This is a genomic window from uncultured Brachyspira sp. (assembly GCF_910578695.1).
GTDB lineage: Bacteria > Spirochaetota > Brachyspiria > Brachyspirales > Brachyspiraceae > Brachyspira.
In genome coordinates, this window is the sequence record NZ_CAJTQJ010000013.1 from 23,037 (window position 1) to 44,425 (window position 21,389).

Annotated in this window: 16 protein-coding genes; 12 read left to right on the forward strand and 4 right to left on the reverse strand. The window is 26.9% G+C overall.

Annotated features, from left to right (window positions below; translation table 11 throughout):
• Positions 1-19 precede the first annotated feature (19 nt).
• From QZ288_RS05505 to purN, 5 genes are all read left to right on the forward strand, one after another.
• On the forward strand, positions 20-619 hold the full coding sequence (locus tag QZ288_RS05505; RefSeq protein WP_295156100.1) for a V-type ATP synthase subunit D: 600 nt from the start codon (positions 20-22) through the stop codon (positions 617-619).
• Positions 616-2,484, forward strand: coding sequence for a V-type ATPase 116kDa subunit family protein (locus QZ288_RS05510; protein WP_295156103.1), 1,869 nt, complete (start codon positions 616-618; stop codon positions 2,482-2,484). The genes QZ288_RS05505 and QZ288_RS05510 overlap by 4 nt, the downstream gene beginning before the upstream one ends.
• Before the next feature lie 162 nt (positions 2,485-2,646).
• Positions 2,647-3,102: an ATPase gene (locus QZ288_RS05515; RefSeq protein WP_295156105.1), complete on the forward strand. Its 456-nt coding sequence runs from the start codon at positions 2,647-2,649 to the stop codon at positions 3,100-3,102.
• 581 nt (positions 3,103-3,683) lie between these two features.
• Positions 3,684-4,697: a phosphoribosylformylglycinamidine cyclo-ligase gene (purM, locus tag QZ288_RS05520; RefSeq protein ID WP_295156108.1), complete on the forward strand. Its 1,014-nt coding sequence runs from the start codon at positions 3,684-3,686 to the stop codon at positions 4,695-4,697.
• Positions 4,685-5,245, forward strand: a complete 561-nt coding sequence (purN, locus tag QZ288_RS05525; protein WP_295156111.1) for a phosphoribosylglycinamide formyltransferase — start codon at positions 4,685-4,687, stop codon at positions 5,243-5,245. The genes purM and purN overlap by 13 nt, the downstream gene beginning before the upstream one ends.
• Position 5,246: 1 nt before the next feature.
• On the opposite strand, the gene QZ288_RS05530 is transcribed toward purN, so the two are convergent.
• From QZ288_RS05530 to QZ288_RS05540, 3 genes are read right to left on the reverse strand one after another with little or no spacing between them, the layout of a single operon-like run.
• Entirely contained in the window at positions 5,247-5,723 is a 477-nt protein-coding gene (locus QZ288_RS05530) for a zf-HC2 domain-containing protein (protein ID WP_295156114.1), read from the reverse strand.
• Complete coding sequence (locus tag QZ288_RS05535; protein WP_295156117.1) at positions 5,720-6,286, reverse strand: RNA polymerase sigma factor; 567 nt, start codon at positions 6,284-6,286, stop codon at positions 5,720-5,722. Before QZ288_RS05535 ends, QZ288_RS05530 begins: the two co-directional genes overlap by 4 nt.
• 20 nt (positions 6,287-6,306) lie before the next feature.
• Positions 6,307-6,756 (reverse strand): hypothetical protein, encoded by a 450-nt coding sequence (locus tag QZ288_RS05540; RefSeq protein ID WP_295156120.1) that lies wholly within the window; start codon positions 6,754-6,756, stop codon positions 6,307-6,309.
• Between the two features lie 322 nt (positions 6,757-7,078).
• On the opposite strand from QZ288_RS05540, the gene QZ288_RS05545 reads away from it, so the two are divergent.
• The 3 genes from QZ288_RS05545 to QZ288_RS05555 all read left to right on the forward strand — a co-directional run bounded on the left by QZ288_RS05545 (position 7,079) and on the right by QZ288_RS05555 (position 15,391).
• Complete coding sequence (locus tag QZ288_RS05545; protein ID WP_295156123.1) at positions 7,079-8,149, forward strand: hypothetical protein; 1,071 nt, start codon at positions 7,079-7,081, stop codon at positions 8,147-8,149.
• Positions 8,150-8,165: 16 nt separating this feature from the next.
• Positions 8,166-12,008 (forward strand): hypothetical protein, encoded by a 3,843-nt coding sequence (locus QZ288_RS05550; protein ID WP_295156126.1) that lies wholly within the window; start codon positions 8,166-8,168, stop codon positions 12,006-12,008.
• A gap of 230 nt (positions 12,009-12,238) precedes the next feature.
• A complete protein-coding gene (locus tag QZ288_RS05555; RefSeq protein WP_295156129.1) occupies positions 12,239-15,391 on the forward strand; it encodes an efflux RND transporter permease subunit in 3,153 nt (1,050 codons plus the stop codon).
• Between the two features lie 652 nt (positions 15,392-16,043).
• Here the strand turns inward: QZ288_RS05555 and QZ288_RS05560 are convergent.
• Complete coding sequence (locus tag QZ288_RS05560) at positions 16,044-16,688, reverse strand: PH domain-containing protein (protein ID WP_295156131.1); 645 nt, start codon at positions 16,686-16,688, stop codon at positions 16,044-16,046.
• A gap of 189 nt (positions 16,689-16,877) precedes the next feature.
• On the opposite strand from QZ288_RS05560, the gene QZ288_RS05565 reads away from it, so the two are divergent.
• From QZ288_RS05565 to ptsP, 4 genes are all read left to right on the forward strand, one after another.
• On the forward strand, positions 16,878-18,272 hold the full coding sequence (locus QZ288_RS05565; RefSeq protein ID WP_295156134.1) for a CCA tRNA nucleotidyltransferase: 1,395 nt from the start codon (positions 16,878-16,880) through the stop codon (positions 18,270-18,272).
• 2 nt (positions 18,273-18,274) lie between these two features.
• Positions 18,275-19,045 (forward strand): type III pantothenate kinase, encoded by a 771-nt coding sequence (locus QZ288_RS05570; protein ID WP_295156137.1) that lies wholly within the window; start codon positions 18,275-18,277, stop codon positions 19,043-19,045.
• A gap of 156 nt (positions 19,046-19,201) precedes the next feature.
• Positions 19,202-19,468 (forward strand): HPr family phosphocarrier protein, encoded by a 267-nt coding sequence (locus QZ288_RS05575; protein ID WP_295156140.1) that lies wholly within the window; start codon positions 19,202-19,204, stop codon positions 19,466-19,468.
• Between the two features lie 19 nt (positions 19,469-19,487).
• The gene (gene ptsP / locus QZ288_RS05580; RefSeq protein WP_295156143.1) at positions 19,488-21,233 is read left to right on the forward strand and encodes a phosphoenolpyruvate--protein phosphotransferase; all 1,746 of its coding nucleotides are present in this window, start codon (positions 19,488-19,490) and stop codon (positions 21,231-21,233) included.
• Positions 21,234-21,389: the final 156 nt, after the last annotated feature.

Genomic DNA, 21,389 nt, shown 5'->3' on the forward strand with positions numbered 1-21,389 from the left:
TTAAAAGTAGGTAAAAAATATGGCATTAAAGTTTCAATACAATAAAACGGCTCTTCAAAACTTAAGACGCCAGCTTTCCATTCGTGAGAAAGCATTGCCTACTTTGAAAAGTAAAGAGGCAGCACTTCGTCTTGAGGTAAGAAAGATTACCGCTGAGATTGAATTACTTAAAGAAGAATATCAAAAGTTAGTTAAAGAAAATCAAAACTATAATGGTTTTTGGACTGAGTTTCCTGAGATAGTAAAAATCAAGAAAATCAATTCCGACTTAAAAAACATTGCAGGTGTTAAGGTTTCTATACTTTCTAATATAGATTTTGCTATTGAAAATGTCAGCCTATTTAATATGCCTTCTTGGATAAGGCTTGCTATAAGTATGTTTGAACGACTTATGACTATTCAAATAAAAATTGAAATGACTGAGGCAAGACTTAATGCTTTGGCTTATGCTAGGAAAAAAACTACTCAGAAAGTTAACCTTTATGAGAAAGTTCAAATACCTGAGTATAAAACTGCCATTATCAAGATAAAAAGGTATATGGAGGATGAGGATAATTTAAGTAAATCTTCTCAAAAGATAGTTAAAGAAAGAAACAGAGCAAAGGAGGCATCTTTATGATTAGAAAAATGAAGAAACTCTCTCTCTTTGTCTTTCATAAGGATAGGGAAAAAACTTTAAGCGATTTGGCATCACTTGGACTTGTTCATATTGAAATTGCTAACGGTGTGTCCAGCGAGAATATAGAAAATATATCTAATAAAAAGAATGATGCTTTAAGAGCTAAAAATATAGTTAATAATGCTTTGGCTTATGCTAAAAAAGCTAAAAAAGATGTTTCTAATGTAAAAGCTGAAAATTTATCTAAAAAGGCTGATGAGGTTATAGCTGATATTATTAGTATTTCTCATACTTCTGATAAATTAAAAGCTGAAAGAGATGCTCTTAGAAAGGAATTAGCTATTATAGCTCCTTTCGGTAATTTTAGCTTTGATAAAGTCAATGATTTAAAAGAAAAAGCAGGATACAGCATTATATTCTATACAGCAAATGCTAAAGAATATAATGATTATAATTTCTCTGAACTTAAGGATATATATGTTTATCCTATTAAAGAGGAAGGCGGAAAAATTTATTTTGCTGCTTTCAAGAAAGAAGGCAGTGAAGAGACTATTCCATTTGATATAGTTAATATGCCTAATAAATCTTATGATGATATAAATAAGAAAATATCTGAGCTTGATAAAGAGATAGAAAATAATGATACTGAGATAATTAAAAATCAAGTATATATAGAAGCTATTGATAAAGAAATAGATAATCTTAGTATATATAATCATTTTGAAGAGGCTAAAGAAAGTTTTACAGCAAGCGAAGGTACTGAAGGAAAGGTACTTTATGCTGAGGCTTATGTTCCTAAAGATAAAGAGAGCGAAGTTAAAGCTTTACTCGACAGTAAAAAAATAGCTTATATAATGGAAGAGCCTTCTAAAGATGATAAAGTTCCTGTTGAGCTTAAAAATAATAAGTATTCAGGTGCTTATGAGCTTATTACAAAATTATTCCAATTGCCGAATTATTTTGAGATAGATTTAACTCCTATGATAGCAATTTTCTATCCTTTATTCTTTGCTTATTGTTTCGGGGATTCAGGATACGGCATAGTATTGACTATAGTAGCTTTAATAGGGTTATTTACAGTGCTTAAAGGAAAATTAAGAGGTATTGGAATACTTGCTTTAACATTAGGTATATGTACTACTATTATGGGTATTATTAATGGCGGAAGTTTCTTCGGTGTAAGCATACCTGCTAATACTCAAATACCTATATTTGCAGCTTTAAGTAAGTATTTAATAATTACAGATCTTAAAGAAAATTGGTTCTTAACTCCGTTTAATACTGCATTGCTTATAGGAGTTATTCATATATGTTTTGCTTTATTAGTAGGCGTTATAGACAGAATCAAAACAGGTTCTATAGGAGATATATTTGCTGCTTTAGGTAAGCTTTTATTTATACCCGGACTTGTTTTATGGTTTTTAGGCGATATGCAGAAAATGGAAGTTATTAAACAATTCAGTACAGTATATTATGCTTTAATAGCGGTTGGGCTGGTATTTTTAGTAATACTTTCTAATGTGGGTAAGAAGCCTGATGTATTAAACTCTATACTTGGCGTTTACTTTGCTGCCACTGGTATAATGGGTGATACGCTTTCTTATATACGTTTATTTGCATTAGGTGCATCAGGCTCTATATTGGCATTGGTAATAAATCAGATAGGTATGAGTTTCAAAGGCATACCTGGTGTTGGTACAGTGATAATGGTTGTATTTCTTGTAGTAGGGCATATAGCTATATTCTTACTAAATATACTTGGTGCTTTGGTACACCCTTTGAGATTAACATTTGTAGAGTTCTATAATAATGTTGGTTTTGAAGGAGGCGGAAAAGAGTATAAGCCTCTTAAAAAAGCGGCTTAATTGATTGGCTGTATATAAGCCGATTTTATAATGGTTTATTATAAAAATTGCGAGCATCTGTCAGATTTACTTGGCAGATATTAAAGGCGGACAATTTTTATTAGCAATAACAGAAAATTATATTTTATTAATCTAAAAGGAGATTTTATTATGGGTTTTACAATGAACACAGCGCTTTTATTAGGATATATAGGAGCAGGTTTAATGGTAGGTATGTCTGGTATTGGCAGTGCGGTTGGTACTTCTATTTCTGCTATGACTACAGTAGGTGCTTTAAAGAAAAACAAAGATGCATTCGGAAGCTGTCTTGTTTTAAGTGCCTTGCCTGGTACTCAGGGGCTTTATGGTTTTGCTGCTTTCTTCATTATGCAGCCTTATTTAACAGCTGATATAAACATCTTCCAAGGTGCTGCTATATTGGGTGCAGGTATTGCTGTTGGTTTAGCTTGTATGATTTCAGCTATATTCCAAGGTAAAGTTTGTGCTAATGGTGTTGAAGCTATAGGTAATGGTTATGATGTATTTGGTAACACTATCATCGTTGCTGTATTCCCAGAACTTTATGCTATCGTTTCTTTCGCTACAGCATTCTTAATCAGCGGTGTTTTAGGTGCTTAATTAAGAATTATTAATAAAAGTGAAATAAATTAAATCCGTAGGAGTTATGATAGCTCTTACGGATTTTTTTATTTTGTTAATAAAAATTTTATTATTGCCGGCTATAAATTCGATTAATAATAGCTGATAATTGATATTATAAAAATTGTGCGTACCTGCTATTCGTAAGAATGGCAGAGTTTATTAAAAACAATAATAAAAAAGCGAGCCGATGCAGTTAAAGCGACGCCTGCCAACACTGTAGCGGACTTCGTAGGCGAATAACAGGGAATAATTAAAAATAAAGTAATTTTAAAGCTATAAACGAAAAGCTTATAACTGACGAAGGAAGTTATAAGCTGATTTAAAGTGAGTTTATCGCTAGCAATAATAAAAATAATTTTTATTAGTAATAATAAAAAAAGCTGTAAGATATTTAAATTAGAGTTTATCAATATTAAAAAAATTATATATTTAATATAAATTTACTATTTTTTATAGCCCTAAACCTTATTTTTATTATCAAAAAAAATTTTCTTGTAAATATAAAAAATATTGATATACTTAATTACTATTTCATTATAAAAATAAGGAAATTATTTATGAGTATTTCTTATAAAGACAGCGGAGTCAGCAGGGAAGAAGGTTATAAAGCTGTTACTCTTATGAAAGAAGTTGTAGCCAAAACTATGCATACAAATGTACTTAATAGTATAGGCAGTTTTGGTGCTATGTATGAACTTGGAAAATATAATAATCCTGTATTGGTGTCTGGAACTGACGGAGTAGGGACTAAATTAGAGATAGCATTTTCTATGAAAAAGTATGATACTATTGGAATAGATGCAGTTGCTATGTGCGTTAATGATGTGCTTTGTCATGGTGCAAAACCTATTTTCTTTTTAGATTATATTGCATGCGGAAAATTAAATGGAGAAACTGCTGCTTTGATAGTGAAGGGTATTGCTGACGGCTGTTATGATTCTGGGGCTGCTTTAATAGGAGGAGAAACGGCTGAAATGCCCGGTTTTTATAAAGACGGAGATTATGATATAGCTGGTTTTTGTGTAGGCGTTGTAGAGAAAGATAAAATTATTGATGGTTCTAAAACAGCTGAAGGCGATGCTGTTATAGGTATTGCTTCTTCTGGATTTCACAGCAATGGATTTTCACTGATAAGAAAACTTGTAAGAGATTATAATGCTGTATATGAAGATAAAAAGATAGGAGAAACTCTTTTAACTCCTACAAAAATATATGTCAAAAAAATTCTTCCTCTGCTGGAAAAATATAATATTAAAGGTATGGCACATATTACAGGAGGCGGCTTGATTGAAAATGTTCCTCGTTCTATTGCTAGAGGATACAAGGCTGTAATAAAAAAGGATAGTTTTATTACTCCTAATATATTTAATTATATACAGTATCTTGGCAATATAAAAGAAGAAGAGATGTATAATACTTTCAATATGGGTATTGGTTTTGTGATAATAGCTTCTAAAGAGGATAAGGATAATATTATAAATGATTTGCAGTTTCAAAATGAAGAGGTATATGAGATTGGCTATATTTCTAAAAATGACAGAGATGATGAGAGCGGTATATGTTTAGAATAGCTGTTTTAATTTCCGGGGGAGGAAGTAATTTAAAGTCCTTAATAGAATCTCAGGATAATAATTATTATAAAATAGATGTGGTTATTGCTGACAGAGTATGCGGGGGCTTAAATATAGCAGAAAATGCAGGCATAAAAGCAATTCTTATAGACAGAAAAATATATAAAAAAGAATTATTTGAAAAGATAGATGAAGAGCTTTATAATATAGATTTGATAGTATTGGCAGGCTTTTTATCCATAGCCGACAGCAATTTTATAAGTAAGTGGACAAATAAAATTATAAATATTCACCCGTCTCTCCTTCCTAAATATGGAGGAAAGGGAATGTATGGTATTAATGTTCATAAAGCTGTTATACAAAATAATGAAAAAGAGTCAGGATGCACTGTGCATTATGTTACGGACACGATAGACGGAGGCGATATAATAATGCAGTCTAAAGTGGAAGTTAAAGAAAATGACACTCCTGAGATTTTACAAAAACGTGTATTAAGAGAAGAGCATAAATTACTTCCAAGTGCCGTAAAAAAATTATCTAAAAATTAAATTATTTTGCCATATAATACATATAGGCAGACATTATTAGTATTTCATTTTCAGCATATTTTTGATTATCATTTTCTGCATCAATATTATAATCAAAATAGCTTGAAAATGGTGCATAATCATCTTCTTTTGCATCATAATCTGTAATTAAAGAGGCTGTCATAGATGTTAAATCAGAATTACTGTTTTTATTATTATATATTACTGATATTCCAAGAAATATTAATAAAGCAGCTGCTATTGAAGTTATAGAAGCTATTATTTTTTTATTTGCAAATAAATGCTTTGTTTTTTTATTAATTTTAATATTCTCTATACCTAAAAGTATAGATGACATAGAATTAATTTCATTTTGAAATTTTTGACAGGATTTACATAAAGCTAAATGTTTTTCCATTTCTAAAATTTCATTTTTGTCTAAATCATTATCCTTATATCTGCTAATAAGTATTTCATAATATTTATGATTTTTTTTCATAAGCTCACCCCCATTTTTTTCATATAGGACAGAAGTTTTTTTCTTGCCCTAAATATTCTAGTTCTAACTGTATTGACAGGCAAATCTAGTTTTTCAGATATTTCATTATAAGAATAATTTTCATATTCAGCCATAATTAAAGGTATGCGGAAATCATCTTCCAATTTTGATAATGCATCGGCAAGTATTATTTTATGTATGCTGTTATCATTATCCGATTCCTGCAATTGAGAATTTCTATATTCTTTTAATCTATATTTTTTCTCCCTCTCTTTTTTTCTTATATAATCTACTGCCCTATTAAAAGAAACTCTGTAAAGCCAAGTATATATTTTGCTTCTTCCTTCAAAACTTTCTCTTTTAATATAAAAACTTACAAAAACATCTTGTATAATTTCTTCTGCATCATCTATATTAGAAATCATAGAATAAACTAAATTAAATAAAGGCTTTTTATACATTTCTATAAACTGTTTATAAGCCTCTTCATCGCCTATTTTAAATGCTTCTATATTTTCTTCTTTATTTTTTTCTATATTTTCATTATTTTCTTTATAAGCCATAATAATGCTCATATATATCCTTAATTTATTGTCATGCAGCTGTTTAATTTAGATTTTTGCTCTGGGGTAAGAACATCTATAATATCCAAATCTCTTACTATTCTTATATAATCCCTTAAAGCCTCCTGTTCTTTTTTCTCTTTTATTAATTCTTTTAAAGCATTTCTGTCAGGATTATCTTTAATTAATTCTAATTTAATATTATTTTCTATTCTTTTTATCTCTAATTTGATTGGATCTTCTTCTTCTATAAACTTTATAGCTATATCATACATTCTTTCAGACTGATCATCTGTTAAAATTATTCCTATTTTTCTAAAGAACTGCAGAGGATCATGTCCTAATCTTTTTTCAAATTCAGCTCCTCTTCTTCTATGTCCGCGATGACCTGGACCATTAGGACCAGGCTGAGCGAAAATAGACAAAGATAATAATAATATTATAGACATAGTGTAATATATTTTATTCATAAACTCTCCTTATCATAAATGATTTTTATTTATATTATTTATTATCTTTGATGTATTAGACGATAATAACATAAAAAAGTTCCCTATTTTTTAATAGAAATAATATTTTTTATTCAGTTTTTTTAATAATATATTTTAGAAATTAAATTTATTAATTTGTATTCTTTAATAATTATTATAAGTTTTTAATAATTTCGGCTTATTTTTTTACTAATTAATTATTAAAAAGTTTATTATATCAAATTTAGTATTTTTAGCTTTAAAAAAGAAAATTTCTGTATTATAATTTACAGTATTCTAATTAAGTATTCGGATTATAAAAATGTATAAAATAATTTCTTTAGATGAAAAAACAAAAATAATAAAACTTCTGTATAATAATAAAAGCGATGATTCTAATGCTATGTTTTCACTTATGAAATATATAAAATCAAAAATAAATGCTGAAATGGAGCAGTGTGAAGATGGCTTTTTATTATTTAATGATAAGAAAAAATATTTATTTTATATAATAGAAAATGACGCTGTATATATAAAGATATTAAATCATGATGATAAAGTAGCCTTTTTAAATTTTAAGTATATGGAAAAGGAATTCAAATCATATATAGAAGAAATGAATTTAATAATTTTAAAAGAAAAAATAAAAAATATAAATGATTCTATTAAGGATAATATGTGGCTTGATTTTATGATATCCGAATATGGAAATGATTTGCATATAATAGCAGGCAATGATTTAAGCTGCTGTCATATTTTAGAAGTTATTTTTAAGAATGCATGTTTTGTACAATGTTCAAAATATTTTAATGCATGCCCTAATGAATATGATGTATTTTATGCTGCTTCAAATTATGATATTGATGATATTAAAGATTATAAAAATATTAATAAATATTCTGCTGTAATTAAAATTAAATCTGATGATGCAAAAAATTATTTTTATATAGTATGCGATGGAATTGAGTTTATTTATAAAGAAGTGAGATATGATTATGATTTTACTTCTCTCTATACTATAGATAAAGAAAATATAATAAAAAAATATAATCTTAAAAAAGAATCTGACGGCTGGTATCAGGAAAAAGAGAACTCTCATAAAACATTAATATTTACAGATAAATTTTTTAATAGAAATGATACTATAGGAATATTATTTAGAATATATAAATTATGTTTTGCTAAGGTTAAATATTTCAGAACTTATATATTTAATTTTGAGCCTTATAAATATGATTATAAAAACGGATTTATTCAAACAGAACTTTGGGACGCTGAGTTTTTTAGGCATATTGATTCTGGGTATATGATTGATTTAAGATTCCTGCAGTCTATAACTCTTTATGAAGATTTTATAAGTTTTTGTAAGGAATTAGAATCTTTTGAGAAATAATTAATTGGTATTAAAAATGGACTTGTTTTTTCAATTATTATTGGGTGCTTTTCTTGGAGCTGTATCAGGATATTATACTAACACTATAGCATTAAAAAAACTGTTTTCAAATAACGGAATAATAGCAAGAAAAAGAGATAATTTTATAGATGAAATCAGCAAAATGGTTTCTAAAAAAATTATTAATTATGATTCTATATTCAGAGAAATCAAAAAAGATAAATTCAAAAATAATATAAAAAAATTTTTTAAAAATCTTAAATTAAATTTAATATCAAAAACTTCTTTAAAAATAAAAAATATAGATGGTTTTAATGAAACTAAAAAGAATGTTTTAGATTGGACTAAATTAAATACAAAAGAAAGCGTATCAGTATTATTAGAAATAATATTTAAAAATATTAAGCTGTATGAAATAGCAGATGATAGTCAGGCGAAGCATATTATTGAAAGCCTTATGAATAGTTTTTTTAAATATATAAATGATAATAATACTATTAATGCTGTAATTAATGATGCTTATTCTAAAAATAATGAAAAATATAATAATATATTAAAAGAGATTATAGATAATATATTGTATCCTTGTAAAAATAATAATGCTTTTCTTTCTTTTATAAAATCATTAATAAAATATTCAAATTTAGAAAATTGCTTTCATAATCTTTTATCTTCATTATCATCTTATAGTATAAAAGAACTTTTTTCTATATATGAGCCTTCAGAAGTAAAAAATATAATTAATAAGTTATTAGAAAATAAAGAGTTTGAAAATATTATAAAAGACATTATAGAAGAGCTTTACAATAGATTCAAAAATACAGATAAAACAATATATGAATTATTAAATTCAAATATGTCTTATAGATTAAATACTATTCTTTCAGATATTCTGCCTAAATTTATAGATATAATAATACCAATAATAAATGAAAATAAGTCTAAACTTGATATCATTATAGAAGAGGCTGTTGATGAAGAGATTGATAAAATAGACGGATTATTTTTACATACTATAATTAAGCTTATAAGAAATATATTTTTAAATGATATTGCTGCCAAGTATAAGATTATTGAAAAAGTTATTGAATATATAGAAAAATATAAAGATAATATTGATGAGCCTGCCTCTGTTATTACTAATGATATAATGAATTATTTAGCAAATACAAAAATATCCGCTGTATTAAATAATGCAGATAATATAGATAATATAAAAGATATGGCAAAGGATATTATTATTTTTAATATAAAAGAGATTCCTGATTCTTGGATAAATAATTTTTTAAATATGAAATTAAATGTATCGGCAGATTCTAATACTATAAATAATTTGTATAATTTTTTGCAAAAAGAGATTATAAATTATGCATCATTAAATTCAGATAAAATTATAAATAAATTAAATACTTTATTATCAAAAAAAATAGATACTATATTATTATTAAAAGATAATGGTATGATGATTAATAGTATTATAGAAAATAATAGAGAAAGCATAGAAAATTATATATATAATATTTACTGTAAGTACAAAGATTATGCTGTATATGATTTATTAAATAATTTTGATTCTGTAATAGAATTATCATTTTTATTATTTGAAGAGTTTATAGATAAATACTGCAGTTTGAATATGAATGAACTTATTATAAAAAAAGAGAATCAGATAGATGAGTTTATAGATAATAATTCTTATAATTCTATAATTAATTTTATATCTAAAGAGAAAATATTTATTTCTAATATAATAGATTCTTTAGTTATAAAAATAATAAAAAATAATATGGGTAAATTAAGCAAAGATGAAGTAGCTAAAATGGCTGATGATTTTATGGGAAAGGAATTAGAGCCTATAAATATATTAGGTGCTTTTCTTGGAGCTTTATTCGGCTTATTAAGTTCTTATTTTTTTCCTATTAATTCTTTTAATAGTTCTTTTGGATTATTAAATTATATAATAGATCCTTTAGTATATTTGTTTATAGGATTATTAACTAATATTATTGCTATTTATTCTATATTTCAGCCTTATGAACCTTTATTCGGCATAAAGAAAAAAGTTTTTTGGGGAGCTGTTGCATGTGATAAAAACAGATTTGCATATTCTATGTCTAATTTTGTTAATGACAGACTTATGGAAAAAGAAGGTTTATTGTCTATATTGGATAATAAAGATGATATAGAAAATAATTTAATAAAAGATAATTATAAAATATTTTTTAATTATATGATTGAAGATGATAAAATAACAAAATTAAATATATTCTCTTATATAAAAAATAATTTAAATAATATTATATTAAATAATACTTATAATATAAAATATAATGCTGTTAATTTTTTTATAAAGAAAGATTATTTTAATTTTATTAAAGATAATAATAAAATTAAAAATACTTTGATATCATATATAAATAATAATACAGATAATATTTTTATTATAATAATTAAGTACATTTTAAAAAATACTGATTTTATGCCTTTAAAAGAATTTTCTAAGAATATTGTAAGGGATAATTTGAAAGATTTAAATAGGTTTAGAGATGATATTGTAATTAATATTGTAAAGGCTTTTAATTCTAATTCTTTCAGAGATATAATATTTAATATAGTTATAGATTTTCTTGATAATGAAATATCAAAAAATAGAAGTAAAAAAATAAAAGAAATGTTCAACGGAGAAATTGTAAATCTTATAAGGGCTAATAATGAATTTATTTTTTCTATGATGAAGAATAAATTAAATGAATCATTAAATAATAATAGAGATGAGATAAGCAAGATGATTATAGAAAATATTCCCATAAAAAATAATTTTGTGAAGGATTTAACTGATAAGATAGTATTTAATTTAATTAATAATAAACTTCCTATGTTTGCTGATGATATAAAATCAAATATTATTAATATAAGTTTTGATTTTTTAGATGATAATATTTTATCTAAAGATATTTCATACATATTCGGAAATGATAAGCTATATGAAGAGAGCAGTTTAAGAAGCTATTTATATGATATTATAGATAATAATCAAAGTTTAATATATAAAGTTTTTGATAATATATTTGCTTTATTTGTTAATTGCATTGATTATAAATTATTAGATAAGTATATTGATGCATTTTTTAAGAATACTGATGATGATTTATATAATTTTTTTAAATATATATTTATAAGTATTAATGATAATAATGAGCATATATCCATTGAAATAAAAAACTATATAGATAAAAATTTGCATCCTTTAAAAATAAAAGATTGTATAAATATAGAAAAGTATTTTGATAGTATTTTTAATGATATTTTAAAATATTCCAAAAACAGTTTTGATAATTTGTTGCTTTCTTCTTTTAAGGATCATAATATAATAGATAATAATAATTTAATTAGAAATGTATTTTTATTATTAGAAACTTTGGAATATAATGAATATGTAAATGAATGCATATATAGAGAGTTTAAAAAAATATTATCAAAATTAAGACATGATATTCCTTTTATTATAGATAATAAGACTAAATATTATTTTTTGAATCTAATTATTAATTGTGCTAAAGATGATATTAATTTGATAATTGATTCTATAGATTTTTCTGCAATTACAAAAGAAGAAATAGATAATATGAATCCTAAAAATATACATGATGTATTTAATTCTTTTGCTAAAGATTATTTAAATAGATTAAAATTATATGGTATGTTCAGTGCAGTAGTAGGCATTTTCCTAATTATTATAAAATATATAAGTACATTTAATAGTGATTTGTCAAATATACTAAATATTATACTTATAGTTTGTACTGTTATTTTATCTGTATCTATGATTATCAGCATATTGAAAAATATTAAAAATTGACTTTTAATATTATAAAAATTGTGAATGCCTTACATTCGCAAGAATGGCAGGGGGATATTAACTAACAATTTTTATTAGCAATAATATAAAGTTTATCGCTAGCAATAATAAAAACAATTTTTAAATACTGAAAAGTCAAATATAAAAATTGTGAGTGCCTGACATTCGCAAGAATGGCAGGGGGATATTAACTAACAATTTTTATTTTATAAAAGAGGTAAAAATAAACGATGAGAAGTTTTATAGAATTGGTAGTAAAAAGACCTGTAGCAGTTTTTATGTGCATGACGGCAATCCTTATATTGGGATTTGTAAGTTTAAGTAAATTGGCTGTAGATTTTTTACCTGATATAGAACTTCCTTATATAACAGTAAGAACAGAATATGAAAATGCAGGACCTGAAGAAGTAGAGAAATCAGTAACTAGGGTAGTGGAGAATGCTGTTGCCGCTGTAAGCTCAATTAATACAATTACTTCTTCTTCTGAGGAAGGTATATCCAGCGTTTTTATAGAATTTAATTGGGGGACAGATTTAGCCGCTGCTGCTGCTGATATAAGAGAGTCCATAGACACAATAAAAAATTCTCTTCCAGATGATGCTAAAAATCCTACAGTATTTAAATTTTCTACAGATATGACGCCTATTATGGAAATAGCATTTTTTGGTGCTGATAATTTAGGGGCATTATATAATTTAGTAGATAATCAGGTGCTTAATAAAATAGAACAGGCTTCTGGAGTTGCAAGGGCAGAAATTAGGGGCGGACTTAAAACGCAGATGAAAGTAGATTTACTTTTAAATAGACTTCATGCTTATGGTATAGATATTAATAGTATAGTGTCTCTTCTTTCCTCAGAGAATCAGAATCTTTCAGGAGGCGAAACTTATGAGGGAGTTTATAAATATACTTTGAGAACTATGGGAGAGTTTACTACGGCAGAAGATATAGAAAATACTGTAGTAGCAGTAAAAACGAATGATATACCTATAAAATTAAAAGATATAGGAAGAGTATATCAAGGCTATAGCGATGATTCTGAAATAGTAAAAATAAATGGAATGTCTGCGGTATCTGTATCAGTTAATAAGGAGTCTGGAGGAAATTCTGTTAATGTATCTAAAGCAGTTCAAAAACAATTATCTAGTCTTAATCTTCCTGAAGGTGTGGAATATGAGATATTATTTAATAATGCTGATAATGTAAATGAAGCTATAAAAGGAGTGCTTGATACCGCTTGGCAGGGCGGATTATTTGCCGTTATAATATTAATGCTTTATTTATGGAATATTAAAACTGTTTCTATAATAGCTGTTTCTATACCTATATCTATTATTGTTACTTTTACTTTGATGTATTTTATGGGTATAACTTTAAATATCATTTCATTGTCGGGATTAGTTTTAGGTATAGGAATGATGGTTGATAATTCTATTGTTGTGCTTGAAAATATATTTTATTATAGAAATAACGGATATGGAAAATATTCTTCTGCTATAAATGGAACTTCTTCAGTGGCATTAGCAATATCCGCTTCAACTCTCACAACAATTGCAGTATTCTTGCCGTTTCTTTTTGTAGAAGGGCAGACAGGTCAATTATTCAGAGACTTATGCATTACTGTTACAGTTTCTATGATAGGCTCTTTATTTGTTGCTCTTACAGTAGTGCCTATGCTTGGAGCAAGGCTTGTAACTAATAAAAAAATAGATTTTTTAATACCTATAGAAAATTTTGTTAATAAAAATATTCATAAAAAAATTGAGGGCTTTTATTTTTATATACTTAATTATTCTATAAAAAATAAAAATAAAGTTTTGTCTGTATCAATATCAGTTATATTTATAATAATATTAATTTTAATTATATTTATAGGTAAAGAGGGATTTCCCATATCAGATGAGGGACAGTTTAAAATAGATGTAAAAATGCCTGTAGGTACAAAATCAGAACAAACAGGTGCATTTGTTTCAAGAATGGAAAAAGATATACAAGATGCTATAGGGGAAGATTTTGACAGAATGCAGTCAAGAATAAAATCAGGTTCTGAAGAAAATACTGCAGAGATAAGAGTTCAGTTAAGAGAAAAGAGCGAAGGCAGAAAAAAATCGGTTGATGAGTATATAGAAATTACTAGAAATATTTTAGTTTCATATCCTGCTCAAATAAATATATCTGCTGTAACTACATCAGCTATAGGAAGCAGTTCAAGAGATGGGGGAGCAGGAGGACAGGAAATAGAAATAGAATTAGTAGGAGATGATTTAAATAAGGCTTCGGAAATAGCAAATAATATAATAAAATCAATATCAGATATAGAAGGCATAAGAGAACCAAGACTTACAAGAGATGATTCTAATCCCGAATTAAAAATATATGTTAATAGAGAAATAGCTGCTAAGATGGGTGTTAATGTAAATACAATAGCTAATATTATAAAAACAAGTTTTGCAGGAACTACTGCCACTACAATGACTCCTCTTGATTCTGATGTTACAGATATAGATGTTAATGTTCAGCTTGGAGAGATAGACAGATTGAATATAGATGATATATTGAGGATTATGATACCAACTTCAAGCGGAATAGTTCCTATATCATCAATAGCATCTGTAGAAAAAAGCTATGGACCTACTGAAGTAGAAAGAAAAGACAGCACTAGAATAACCACTATAAGAGCATCAGGATATAACAGAGCTTTAAGCGAAATAATGTATGATGTACGCGAAAAAATAAAAAATGAAATATTTATTCCTTCAGGCTTCAATATAAATTATACAGGAGATTTTGAGGATATGAATGAAGCTTTTTTACAGCTTTTTCAGGCTTTGATATTAGCATTGATTTTGGTTTATGCTATAATGGCAAGTCAGTTTGAATCTTTCATAGCACCATTTGTTATAGCATTAGCAATACCATTCGGATTTGCAGGCTCTTTAACAGCATTATTTATAGGAGGGCATACTTTAAGCGTATACAGCGGCATAGGATTTATAGTTTTAATCGGTATTGTAGTTAATAATGGTATTGTGCTTATAGATTATATGAATCAGCTTATGTATGAGAAGCGTATAAATGGAGATGAAGCTGCTTTAGAATCAGGTACTAGACGCTTAAGACCTGTACTTATGACAACATTCACTACTATACTTGGACTTCTTCCTATGGCATTATCAGGAGGAAGCGGAAATGAAATGTATCAGCCTTTGTCTATTGCCATACTCGGAGGGCTTTTTGTTTCAACAGCATTTACTCTTGTTATAGTACCTACTGTTTATGCTGCTGTAAGAAATAAAATACCTCTTAAAGATTATGATAAAAAAGATTTAGAAAGTAAAAATGATTTCTCTAATTATGATACTATAAATGCTGAAGGTAAATAATAAAGAATGATAATTTATTATTATTGCTATCGATAAACTTTTTATTAGCAATAATAATAAATAATTAAAAAAAGCGAGCCGAAGCACATCGATAATAAATTATCGATGTAGTTAAAGCGAAGGTGAGCATAGCAATAATAAAGCAATTTTTATTAGCAATAATAGAAAGTTTATCGCTAGCAATAATAAAAGAAATAAAAAACTTGTGAGTGCCTGACATTCGTAGAATGGCAGGATGTAACTAACGAACAAGTTTTTTATTAGTAAATAAGAAATAGAAAAGTTATAATAATACTGTGATTTGGAATTACTTAATTAAATAAAATTTTTTTAAAGCGATAATAACAACTAATAATTTTTTAAATACTAGAAAACTAAATATAAAAATTGTGAGCGTCTGACATTCGTAGAATGGCAGAGTTTATTAAAAATAATAATAAAAAAGCGAGCCGAAGCACATCGATAATTTATTATCGATGTGGTTAAAGCGAAGGCGAGCATAGTAATAATATAAAGTTTATCGCTAGCAACAATAAAAACTAATAATTTTTTAAATACTAGAAAGCTAAATATAAAAATTATGAGCGTCTGACATTCGTAAGAATGGCAGAGTATCAAAGCTTATAATTTTTATTAGCAATAATAAAATAAATTAACATTCAAATATATCATCGGCAATAAAAGATATAATATCATTATAGCGTTTATCATCATATTCTGCATAATAATCTTTTTTTATTGTGGAAATTACAATGCAGTTTTCTTCCTTTTTTATTTCTATAATGCTGCTGCAGTTTATATAAACATCATTTATTAATATGTATTTATTTTTTGTATAGCCGTTTGTATTTTTTGATATTTTTTCTGAATGTTTATTATATTTATTTTTTTGCTTATATTTTTCCATTTCCTTTGAAGCTGTCTGCTGAAATACTATAGCACTTTCTTTTACTATATCTTTTATTGTTTCAGAATATTCACCATATACTATAGTAATTTCTCCGAGTATAAGTCCTGTATATAATTGAACACTATTAACCATATCTAAAGGTATATCAAATTGTCTTCTTGAAACAAACATACCATTATCTAAAAATATAATTCTCTTTGTTGTAAGTACTATAATCATACTATTATTATTTGATTTATGGAAGCCTGATGTAAAATATAAAATATCTTCATTTTCATTTATAATCTTAGGAAGTTCATTTAATTCTTTTTTTGTAAATGATGTTTCTGTTCTTGACTTTATATCTTTAATTTGTTTTCTTATTCTCTCTTCATTTTTTATTTTCATCAGACATAGTTTTCCTATTATTTATTATTATATATTTTTATATTAATTATATCTAATATGTTTATAATATCAACTAAATTTACATTTCTATTTTTTATAAGTAATTATGCTTTATTATATAATACAAATTTGTAATTAACTTAAAATTGTATATACTATATATAGTACATAAACATGATAGGATATTAAGTGAAGAAAATATTTACAGATATACCGCATCAGATAAAAGAGATAGCTAGAATATTGAATATAGAAGGCTTCCAGTGTTTTTTAGTAGGCGGTGCAGTTAGAGATTCTATAATGGGCATTACTCCTCATGAATATGATATTACTACAGATGCCAAGCCCGAAGATGTACAAAAAATATTTAAATATACTATTCCCACTGGAATAAAACACGGAACTATACTTGTTATTATAGAGGATATGCATGTAGAGATAACAACTTTCAGAAGCGACGGAAATTACAGCGACGGCAGACATCCTGATAATGTAGAATATGCCTCTAATATAGAAGAAGATTTGCCTAGAAGAGATTTGACAATAAATGCTATGGCATATAATGTTTTGGACGGAAATTTAATAGATATGTTTGACGGTATGAAGGATATTAAAAGAAAAATAATCAAATCTGTAGGCAATCCTTATGAAAGGTTTATGGAAGACGGACTTAGAATAATGAGGGCTATAAGATTTGCTACTAAATTAGACTTTGATATAGAAAAAGAAACTTTTGAAGCTATAGCACATTCTACAGGAATGCTTGCCTCTATTGCGGCTGAGAGAATAAGAGAAGAGTTTAATGGAATATTATTATCTAAAAATCCTTTCAGAGGTTTGGAGCTTTTAAGAAAAACGGGTGTGCTTTCTTTAATACTGCCTGAACTTATGCAGGGCTTCGGCGTATCCCAAAATAAATTTCATAAATATGATGTTTATTATCATATACTTCATACTATACAGGAAGTTGAGCCTTTAGAAACAGAAGAATTGACCTTATTGGTAAGACTTGCAGCATTATTTCATGATATAGCAAAACCTATGGTTCAGAAAAAAATTTCTAAGCAAGATGATCCTGTTTATTATAATCATGAGGTTGTGGGCTCTAATGTTGCCAAAAAAATAATGAAAAGATTAAAATATTCTAATTCTGAGATAGATTTTGTAACATTATTAGTTAGACAGCATATGTTTTATTATCAAGATGAATGGACTGACGGTGCTGTAAGAAGATTTATGCGTGCTGTCGGTGTTGAAAATATAAAACCTCTTTTAAAGCTTAGAGAGGCGGATAGGCTTGGAAGCGGATTTAGAAAGGATAAGGAAAGTAAGGCTATACCTAAATTATTATCTAGGATTGATAAGATTATTGAAGAAGAAAATGCTATTACAGTTAAAGATTTAAAAATAGATGGTAATGATTTGATTAATGAATTTAATTTGAAGCCTAGCCCTTTAATAGGCAAGATATTAAATTATCTGCTTGATTTGATATTAGATGAACCTGATTTAAATAATAGAGAATTTTTAATACAAAAAACTAAAAGCTTTTTAGAAAGTAATAATATAAAAAATGGGGCTTAAAAATGTACTTGCTTGCTGATATAGGTAATACAAGGGTTAAATTAGCGATATTTGAAAAAGCTAATCTTCCTATATGTTATAAAGCTATAGAACATAGTAATGCTTTGGATTTGGTTAATGCACTTAATGATGTAAAAAAGGATTATGATTGTATAGACGGAGTATTTTACAGCAGTGTATCTTTGAAAGTTAATGATTTGTTTGAGAGCAGCGTGGAAGATTGTTTTTCAATGAAGCCTTATAGAGTTATGCATAATGATATAAAATTGAAAGATAATCTGTATAAGCCGAAAGATGCTGTGGGTATAGACAGAATTTTATCTACATACGCTTCTATAAAGCTTGAAGGATATAATGATAAAGATAAATATGCTTCTATAGTAATAGATATGGGTACAGCTACCACTATAAGTATTATGCTCTCTGATTTTACTTTTTTGGGCGGTATGATAATTTCAGGTACAAAAACAAGCTATCAGGCATTATCGAATATAACATCTTTGCCTTATTATGAAATAGGTCCTATAGAATCTATTCCAAATCCTGTTAATAATAATATTAAAGATGCTATTATGTCCGGAGCTATATATAATACTATAGGTACTGTTAATTATGCTGTAATGGAAACTAAAAAGTATATAAAAAATAAGTACAATATAAAATCTAAAATATTTTTAACAGGCGGAATATCTAATTTAAGATTATTAAAATGCAAAGTTTATCCTTTTTTAGTTTTACAAGGCATTTATTTTAATATGATTTCCAATAAATAATATATATTATTACTATTAAAAATATCATATAAATTTATTATACTAAAAATATAGTTTATTGTACTAAAAAGTATAATTTTAGTATATATAATTTGACAAATGATAAAAAACTGATATACTTTAAATTATATTAAAAGAAGAATGGAGGATTTGATAATGACTACAGGTAAAGTTACTATACAAAATGATACAGGACTTCATGCCAGACCTGGTAATGAGTTTGTAACATTTATAAAATCATTGGCAGGCTGTAAAGTAGAAGTAGAAAATGAAAATGGTAAAAGGGTTAATGCTTCATCTCTTTTAAAGGTTTTATCTTTGGGCGTGAAGAAAGGTTCTGTTTTAACTGTTTACTGTGACGGTGATAATGAAGAAGAAAATCTAAAAAAAATAGAAGAATTTATAGCTAATTTAAAAGATTAATTATTTTTGGAATTATAATATGGAAAAGAGAATTACTGGAATAGGAGTTTCTCCGGGTATAGCTATAGGCAAGGTTTATCTTTTAATAAAAAAGGAGCTGTCTATTTCAAAATGTCCTTGTAAGGAAATATCAGAAGAACAGGCAAAATTGTTAGATGCTAGAAATAAAACTAAAGAACAGCTTATTAAGATAAGGGAAACTACAGCAAAAAAAGTTTCAGAAGAAAAAGCTGCTATATTTGATGCTCATATTACTTTACTTGAAGATGAGGATTTGCTTGAAGAGGTTAATAATATTATAGCTGATGATAAAGTTTGTGCTGAATATGCTTTATCACAGGGCATAGAAGTTTATACTAAAATTTTAAGCGAAGTAGAAGATGAATATTTAAGAGAGAGGGCTGGAGATTTATTAGATATTTCGGATAGATGGATAAGAAATATTCAAGGCGAAGATATAGCAGATATTTCTAATCTTCCTAAAGATTCTATAGTAGTTGCCAGAGATTTAACACCTTCAGATACTGCTAATTTAGATTTGGATAATACTCTTGCATTTATTACAGAGATAGGCGGAAGAACTTCTCATACATCTATTATGGCTAGATCTTTAGAACTGCCTGCTGTTGTGGGTATTGGTGAAATTTTAAAAGATTTAAATAATGAGCAGATTATAATAGTTAATGGCAATACTGGGGCTGTTATAATAGAGCCTGAAAAAGAATCTATAGAAGAATGCTTAAAGCTTAAAGATGAATTTGATAAGAGAAAGGCTTTATTAAAAGAATATGCACATAAAGATGCTGTATCAAAAGACGGAACAAAAATTAGAGTGTATGCTAATATAGGTTCTCCTGCTGATTTGGGAGGTGCATTAAAAAACGGAGCTGACGGCATAGGGCTTTATAGAACAGAATTTCTTTTTATGGAGAATACTGATTTTCCTACAGAAGAAGAACAATTCAAGGCATATAAAGAAGTTGCTGTAGCTATGAGCGGGCATACTGTTACAATAAGAACTATGGATATAGGGGGAGATAAATATCTTCCTTATTTGGAAATGCCTAAAGAAGAAAATCCTGCACTTGGTTGGAGAGCTTTAAGAATATGTCTTGACAGAACTTCTATTATTAAAACTCAGTTTAGGGCTTTGCTTAGAGCATCTCATTTCGGCAAAATAAAAGTTATGCTTCCTATGATTGTTTCTTTGGAGGAATTAAGAAAGGCTAAATCTATATTTAATGAATGTAAATTAGAACTTATGAAAGAAGATATTGCTTTTAATGAATCTTTAGAATTAGGAATGATGATAGAAACTCCTTCTGTTGTATTTAGGTCAGAGTCTTTTGCAAGAGAATCAGATTTCTTTTCTATAGGTACTAATGATTTAACTCAGTATACTTTGGCTTCAGATAGAGGAAATGAAAAAATAGCATCTATTTGCGATCCTTATAATCCTTCAGTACTTATTGCTATAAAAATGGCTATAGAAGGTGCTCATGCAAGCGGTATTATAATATCTATGTGCGGAGAGCTTGCAGGAGATTTACTTGCCGTGCCTTTATTATTTGGGCTTGGGCTAGATGTATTTTCTATGGCTGCTATATCAATACCTGAAGTTAAGAAGATGATTATGTCTTTAGAAAAGCCTGAATGTCAGATGCTTGCTAAAAGAGTGCTTTCTCTTGATACTGCTGAAGAAGTTAAAGCTGAGTTACTAAGATTTTTAGAAGTACATGAAAAAGGCGGTACTATAAGTTATTAATAAAATTAAGGGGCTGAGAAATCGGCTCCTTTTTTAATTTATTTATTTTATAATTTTAATATACTAGTATCTGTTATAGTGTTTAAATATTCTATTTTTTATATTTAAATCATTTTTATTAAGTTATATAATGTCAAATAAATTTTATTTCACTTC